This window comes from Brevibacterium picturae (assembly GCF_030453725.1).
Lineage (GTDB): Bacteria > Actinomycetota > Actinomycetes > Actinomycetales > Brevibacteriaceae > Brevibacterium > Brevibacterium sandarakinum_A.
This window is the reverse complement of sequence record NZ_JAKDJU010000143.1, coordinates 1-7555: the sequence shown is the minus strand read 5'-3', so window position 1 is coordinate 7555 and position 7555 is coordinate 1. Positions and strand designations below refer to the sequence as shown.

The following is a 7555-nucleotide window of genomic DNA, read 5'->3' as shown; positions in this document are numbered from 1 at the left end:
GCACCGTTCTTCTGGTCGTTCATGAAGCGCTCGGCGAACTTGCCGTTCTGGATGTCCGCGAGGACGGCTTCCATGTTCTTCTTCACGTCCGGGGTGATGACGCGCGGCCCGGAGACGTAGTCGCCGTACTCAGCGGTGTCGGAGATCGACCAGCGCTGCTTGGCGATTCCGCCCTCGACCATGAGGTCGACGATGAGCTTGAGCTCGTGGAGAACCTCGAAGTAGGCGATCTCGGGCTGGTAGCCGGCCTCGGTGAGGACCTCGAAGCCGTACTGCACGAGGTGGGAGGTGCCACCGCAGAGGACGGTCTGCTCGCCGAAGAGATCCGATTCGGTCTCCTCGGTGAAGGTGGTCTTGATGCCGCCGGCACGCAGGCCGCCGATGCCCTTGGCATAGGAGAGCACGAGGTCCCAGGCCTTGCCGGAGGCGTCGGCCTCGACAGCCACGAGGACAGGCACGCCACGGCCGTCGACGTACTCGCGACGCACAACGTGGCCGGGACCCTTGGGGGCGACCATGATGACGTCGACGCCCTCGGGCGGCTGGATGTAGTCGAAGCGGATGTTGAAACCGTGAGCGAAGAGCAGAGCATTGCCTGGGGTCAGGTTCGGTGCGATCTCCGAGTTGTAGATGTCGGCCTGGACCTGGTCAGGAGCGAGGATCACGACGAGGTCGGCCCATTCGGAGACCTCGGCGGGGGTGCCGACTTCGAGGCCTTCGGCAGCGGCCTTGTCGCGGCTGGCGGAGCCTTCCTTGAGACCGATGCGGACCTCGACACCGGAGTCGCGCAGGCTCAGCGAGTGTGCGTGACCCTGGCTGCCGTAGCCGATGACGGCAACCTTCTTGCCCTGGATGACGGACAGATCTGCATTGTCGTCGTAATAGCGTTCTGCTGCCATAGTTCTCTTGCTCCTTCGTCAGGTGTGGGGTACTCCCCATTGTTTCACAGTTCGGTACTGCGGTTCATTTATTGAGATGGTCGACGTTCCACGAAGTGGAACGTTAAAACGTCAGCTGCGCGGGATCCAGCTGCGCAGTGTCACTGGATCAGCTGCGCAGGGCGCGGTCGGTGATCGACTTCGACCCGCGGCCGATGGCCACGGTGCCCGACTGGACGATCTCCTTGATCCCAAAGGGCTCCAGGACTTCGCGCAGGGCCTCGACCTTGCCCAGCTCACCGGTGGATTCGACGCTCACGGAATCGGGGCCCACGTCGACGATCTTGGCGCGGAACATCTCCACCGCCGCCGCGACCTGGGGACGGGTCGTGGAATTGGCTTTGACCTTGTAGATGATATGGGCTCGACGCACCGATGTGGCCGGCTCGAGCTCGACGATCTTGATGACGTTGACGAGCTTGTTGAGCTGCTTGGTCACCTGTTCCAGCGGCACGTCCTTGACGTCGACGACGACGGTGATGCGCGAGAGCTCATCGTGTTCGGTCACGCCGACGGCGAGGCTGTGGATGTTGAAGCCGCGCCGGGCGATGAGGCCGGTGAAACGCGCCAGTACGCCCGGCTTGTTTTCGACCAGGACTGAGAGTGTGTGCCGGTTGTTCATTCCAGGCCTCCTTCGATCTGAGCCACGGAGCGAACCGTGCCGTCTTCTTCCGTACCGGCTTCCGCGATCTGGCTCTCGGCCTGCTCGTCACCCTCGCCGTCGAACTCCGGGCGAATGCCGCGTGCGTATTCGATCTCATCGTTGGAGACTCCAGCGGCGACCATCGGCCACACCATGGCGTCCGGTGGGACCGTGAAGTCGAGGACGACGGGACGGTCGTTGGTCTCGAGCGCGGTCTTGATCGCGGCGTCGACGTCGTCGTTGCTGTCCACACGGAGGGCCAGGCAGCCGTACGCCTCGGCGAGCTTGACGAAGTCGGGGATCCGGATCGTCTCATGACCGGTGTTGAGATCGGTGTTGGAATACCGGCCGTCATAGAACAGGGTCTGCCACTGGCGGACCATACCCAACGACGAGTTGTTGATGATCGCAACCTTGATCGGGATGTCGTTGAGTGCGCAGGTCGCGAGCTCCTGGTTCGTCATCTGGAAGCAGCCGTCACCGTCGATGGCCCACACCACACGGTCCGGTTCGGCGACCTTCGCGCCCATGGCGGCAGGCACCGAATAGCCCATTGTCCCGAGACCACCGGAGTTCAGCCACGATTTGGGGCGTTCGAACTCGACGAACTGAGCGGCCCACATCTGGTGCTGGCCGACACCCGCCGTATAGACGGCCTCGGGCCCGCTCAGCGCCGAGACCCGCGAGATCACATACTGCGGATCGCAGAGTTCACCATGCTGGTCGTAGCCCAGCGGGTAGGTCGTCTTGAGACGGTTGAGGAAGCGCCACCAGGGTTCACGCTGACGCTCGAGAGCCTTGGGGAACTTGCCGCGCAGCTCCGTGAGCATCTCCGCGAGGACCTCGCGTGCGTCGCCGACGATGGCGACGTCGACCTCACGGTTCTTCCCGATCTCCGCCGGGTCGATATCAGCGTGGATGACCTGCGCATTGGGCGCGAAGGAATCGAGATTGCCGGTGACTCGGTCATCGAACCTGGCGCCGATGGTGATGAGCAGGTCAGCTTTCTGGAAGGCCGTCACGGCGGGCACGCTGCCGTGCATACCGGGCATTCCGAGGTGGAGCTGGTGCGAATCGGGGAACGCTCCCCTGGCCATCAGCGTCGTGGCCACGGGAATGTTGGTCGCCTCGGCGAGCTTGAGCAGTTCCTTGTCCGCTTGTGAGCGAATGACGCCGCCGCCGATGTAGAACACGGGACGCTGAGCCTCCGAGATGAGCCGGGCGGCCTCCCGAATCTGCTTGGCATGCGGCTTGAGGATCGGACGATAGCCGGGCATCGCCGGCTCCTCGGGCCAGACGAAGGGAGCGGTGCCCGTCTGGGCGTCCTTGGTGACGTCGACGAGGACTGGTCCGGGCCGTCCGGTGGTCGCGATGTGATGGGCGTTGAGGATCGCGGAGGGAATGTCCTCGGCCTTGGTGATGAGGAAGCTGTGCTTGGTCACCGGCATCGTCATCCCCACGATGTCGGCTTCCTGGAAGGCATCGGTGCCCAACAGCTTCGAGCTCTGCTGCCCGGTGATGGCCAGCATCGGGACGGAATCCATGTGGGCGTCGGCGAGCGCCGTGATGAGGTTCGTCGCACCCGGACCCGAGGTCGCGATGCACACGCCCAGCTTGCCCGAGGCAGCCGCATAGCCTTCGGCCGCGTGCCCGGCACCCTGTTCGTGACGAACGAGGATGTGACGGATCTTGTCCGTCTCGAACAGCGGGTCATATGTCGGAAGGATGGTGCCGCCGGGAAGGCCGAAGACCGTCTCGACCTCGAGGAGCTCGAGGCTGCGGACGATCGCCTGTGCTCCGGTGAGGACCTCAGGGGTCGAGTTGCGTCGAATGCTTGACGGGGTCGCGGTCACCGGGGCTGGGCTGGGCGCAGTGCCAGTTCCCGCTGACTGGGCCGAGGGCGTGGCTGCCATCGTTTCGTATCCTTCCTAGTGATCCAACTTGTCTCCGCATGAAAAAAGCCCCTCCGGTTTCGGTAGGGGCGCGCGGAACGTGTCGTGTTGACAGGCTACGGAAGATCCGCGCGCTGGGTAATAACGACGACAAGAAGGTGAGTCATGGCTCAATAGTTCACCGCGGGCAATCTGCGTGTCAAACGTCGCAATCGATCGTCTCGAAATTTGGGATACTCATGGGTTGAGGGATGAGATCGGTCGGCAGCGCCGGAGTCTGCCCAGAGACCGTGCCCAGTACCTGCCCCAGAGCCGGCGCCGAGGGAAGAAGGAAAAGCTCGATTGTGGGAACCATGGACTCCGACACGCGCCCCGACTAGGCTCTCAAGGGTGCGTCCCCTCTTACGTTTCTGGCCCGATCTGCGTTCTCGCATCGGCGTGTACATCGCCGTACTCGCGCTGACTCTGCTGGCCAACGGCATCCAACTGGTCATCCCCCTGATCACCGGTCACATCATCGACGGCCCCATCGCCCACCGGGATCTCTCCGGTCTGTGGCTGCCCGTGCTCGGGGTCCTCATCATCGGCATCGCCGAGGCGGTTGCCCTGTGGGGTCGCAGACTTCTCGTCGCCCCGGTCGTCGCGCAGTGGGAGATCACCTGGCGCTCACGACTCTTCGACCGGCTCCAGTACACCTCGGTGGCCATCCACGATTCCTGGGAGTCCGGGCAGCTGCTCTCGCGCGCGATCAACGATCTGTCCCAGCTGCGACGGTTCTTCGCCTTCGGGATCCCGTTCCTCGTGACCACCCCGCTGATCATCATCATCGGCACCATCATCCTCACGTTCCTCCAGCCGGTCTTCGGTCTGATCATGCTGATCATGGCCGTGCCCACGATTGCGACGGTCACGGTCTTCGAGAAGAGGTACCGGGAGGCCTCGCGTCGGTCTCAGGACACGGTCGGTGAGATCACCACCGAGGTCGAGGAATCGATCCAGGGGATCCGGATCCTCAAATCCTTCGGCCGCTCGCCGTGGGCCGCGCACCGCTTCTCCCGCCTGTCTCGGAAGTTCCAGGGCATCGAAGTGCGCAAGGCCAAGCTCGACTCCTGGTTCTGGAGTGTGCTCATCCTCCTGCCCACCCTCGCCCAGGCCGCCATCGTGGCGGTCGGCACCTGGGGCGTCGTACAGGGCTGGACGACGATCGGCACCGTGGTCGCGGCAGTGACCATCTCGATGGTGATGCGGATGCCGATCGAGATGCTCGGCTTCCTCCTCGCAGATGCCCTCATGGCCCTGACCGCTGCGGCCAGGTACTGGGAGGTCATCGACATCAGGCATGACATCACCGACACCGACGGTCGGATCGCCGATGCCCCCGATGTGGGCCGCTACAAGGGCGAGCTGGACTTCGAGGATGTCGACTTCCACTTCGCCGACACCGACCGTGAGACCTTGCAGAACCTCAATCTGCACGTGGACCCGGGCCAGACCCTGGCCATCGTCGGCGCCACCGGATCCGGCAAGACGACTCTGGCCTCGCTCGTTCCCAGGCTCCAGGACGTCACCGGCGGATCCGTGCGCGTCGACGGCACCGACATTCGCGACCTGCCCGTCAACGAGGTGCGCAACCTGGTGTCCGTGTCCTTCGAGGACCCGATCCTGTTCTCCACCTCGGTGGCCGAGAACGTGAGCATGGGTGCGCCCGGGGTCGACGATGACGCGATCTGGCAGGCCCTGGAGATCACGGCCGCGAAGGACTTCGTCGAGCGGCTGCCGGAGGGACTCGACACGCAGGTCGGCGAACAGGGGCTGTCCCTGTCCGGTGGGCAGCGACAGCGCCTGGCCTTGGCACGTGCGGTGATCGGCCAACCCCGCATCCTGGTCCTCGACGATCCGCTCTCAGCCGTCGACGTCGACACCGAGGACCGGGTCCAACGGGCGCTGCGGGAGATCCTGCCCGATTCGACGACGCTGATCATCGCCCATCGTCCGTCCACCTCGGCGCTGGCCGATGCCGTTGCCGTCCTCGACGAGGGACGGGTCGTCGCGCTGGGCACCCATGATGAGCTGCTGGAGTCCTCTCCGCTCTACCGTGAGCTCATGGGTGCGGCGGCTGTGACGGCTGGGACTGCCGGACACACCATCGGCAAGTCCACGACGGAAGGAGGCACGCAGTGAGCACTCCCCGCATCGATGAGGACGAGGTCGAGCAGCTTCCACCGGACATCGCCAAGAAGGCCCGTGCGCTGCTGCTCTCGCTGGTCCGCCCGCATCTGGCAATGGCGATCTTCCTGCTCGTCATCGTCGTGCTCACTGCACTGTTCCTCGTCATCGGCCCGGTGTTCATCGCCGATGCGCTCGACAATGGTGTTCCGAAGGCAGTCGACGGCGATCCGGGCCCGCTGATTCGTGCGGTGGCGGCCTTCGTCGGCTCAACCATCGCCTCGGCGGTGCTCGCATTCGCATCCACGAGGCTGGTCGGCATCACCGCGCAGAAGGTCGTGTACCGGCTCCGGTCGCGCCTGTTCACTCACATCCAGCGCCTCGACCTGGGCTATCACGAGCGGTCGACCTCGGGCAGGCTGGTGTCTCGGCAGACCTCGGACATGGAGTCGGTGCAGCAGTTCCTCACCTACTCGCTCTTCGACACGGCGCTGGCACTGTTCGAGATGACGTTCATCGCTGTGACCCTCATCGTCCTCGATGTGCCCCTGGCCCTCGTGGTCTTCCTCGGCTTCATTCCGCTGTTCTTCATCACGAAGTCCGCACACACATCACAGCGCAACGCCTACCGCCGGACTCGGACCTCGATCGCCAAGGTCATCGTCCACTTCGTCGAGACCATGGGCGGCATCCGCGCGGTCCAGGCCTACCGCAGGCAACCGGATCGCCGCGGCACGCTCAAGGACGAGGACACACTGTACCGCGATGCCAACACCGATGCCCTGCGCGGGGTCGCCTGGTTCGCGGGTTGGACCCGGCTGGTCGGCAATGTCACGCAGACGGTCATCATCATCGTCGGCGCGTGGCTGGTCATCGAGGATTGGACTCAGATCGGCGTGCTCGCCGCGTTCATCCTCTACTTGCGCCGGTTCTACGGTCCACTCGATGAGCTCGTGCAGGCATTCAACCTCTACCAGTCCGCCTCGGCGGCTCTGGAGAAGATGGCGGCCGTCCTCGACACCGACCCCGAGGTGGTGGAGCCGGCCCGGCCGAAGTCCCTGCCCGCACACAGTGCGCACCGGAGCTCGGGCACCGCCTCGGCGAAGGACACCGCGGCACAAGACGCCTCGACGAACTCCGCGGGACAGTCGGCGAACTCCTCGACGGCGAACGGGCGCTCGATCGACCTCAACCATGTCCGCTTCTCCTATGGGGACGGTCCCGATGTCCTCCCCCGTTTCGACCTGCGCATCCCGGCCGGCGAGATCGTCGCACTCGTCGGTGCCACGGGGGCAGGGAAGTCAACTCTGGCCAAGCTCGTCACCCGGTTCTATGATCCTTCCGAGGGGCGCGTCACCATCGACGAGGTGGACCTGCGTGACCTCGACGATGCCCAGCTGCGTTCGAGCGTCGTCATGGTCACCCAGGAGTCGTTCCTGTTCGCGGGCACGATCGCCGACAACATCCGGATCGGCAATCCCGATGCCGACGATGACGACGTTCTCGCCGCTGCCACTGCCGTCGGGCTGGACCCCTATATCCGCAATCTGCCGGACGGGTACGACACGGATGTGAAGAAGCGCGGCGGTCGCCTGAGTTCGGGACAGCGTCAGCTCGTGTCATTCGCGCGCGTGTTCCTGGCGAACCCGGACATCGTCGTCCTCGACGAGGCGACCGCGCACCTCGACATTCCGTCCGAGCGCCTCGTCCAGAAGGCGTTGGCGACAGTCCTCGAGGGACGCACCGCGATCATCATCGCCCACCGACTCTCGACCGTGGAGATCGCCGATCGTGTCCTCGTCATGGACTCCGGACGGATCATCGAGGACGGCACTCCCGATGAGCTGATCTCCGGGGCGGGCAAGTTCGCCCAGCTGCACAAGGCATGGCGGGATTCGCTGGTATAGCTCGGTCGC

General features: G+C 64.6%; 5 protein-coding genes. 2 read left to right on the top strand and 3 right to left on the bottom strand.

Translation table 11 applies throughout. From position 1 onward, the window contains the following. The 3 genes from ilvC to L0G76_RS12370 all read right to left on the bottom strand — a co-directional run. Positions 1 to 899 (bottom strand): ketol-acid reductoisomerase (gene ilvC, locus L0G76_RS12380; RefSeq protein WP_304357500.1); only part of this gene is annotated, 899 nt, incomplete at its 3' end. Between the two features lie 148 nt (positions 900 to 1047). Continuing rightward, the gene (gene ilvN, locus L0G76_RS12375) at positions 1048 to 1560 is read right to left on the bottom strand and encodes an acetolactate synthase small subunit (protein WP_304357499.1); all 513 of its coding nucleotides are present in this window, start codon (positions 1558 to 1560) and stop codon (positions 1048 to 1050) included. Continuing rightward, positions 1557 to 3494 (bottom strand): acetolactate synthase large subunit, encoded by a 1938-nt coding sequence (locus tag L0G76_RS12370; RefSeq protein ID WP_304357498.1) that lies wholly within the window; start codon positions 3492 to 3494, stop codon positions 1557 to 1559. The genes ilvN and L0G76_RS12370 overlap by 4 nt, the downstream gene beginning before the upstream one ends. A 369-nt stretch (positions 3495 to 3863) precedes the next feature. Here L0G76_RS12370 and L0G76_RS12365 point away from each other — a divergent pair, with 369 nt between their 5' ends. Then, entirely contained in the window at positions 3864 to 5654 is a 1791-nt protein-coding gene (locus L0G76_RS12365) for an ABC transporter ATP-binding protein (protein ID WP_304357497.1), read from the top strand. Beyond that, positions 5651 to 7546, top strand: coding sequence for an ABC transporter ATP-binding protein (locus L0G76_RS12360; protein ID WP_304357496.1), 1896 nt, complete (start codon positions 5651 to 5653; stop codon positions 7544 to 7546). The genes L0G76_RS12365 and L0G76_RS12360 overlap by 4 nt, the downstream gene beginning before the upstream one ends. Positions 7547 to 7555: the final 9 nt, after the last annotated feature.

Coding starts and splice junctions, on each gene's coding strand:
- ilvN (WP_304357499.1), bottom strand. CDS start 1,560: ATGAACAACCGGCACACACTCTCAGTCCTGGTCGAAAACAAGCCGGGC.
- L0G76_RS12370 (WP_304357498.1), bottom strand. CDS start 3,494: ATGGCAGCCACGCCCTCGGCCCAGTCAGCGGGAACTGGCACTGCGCCC.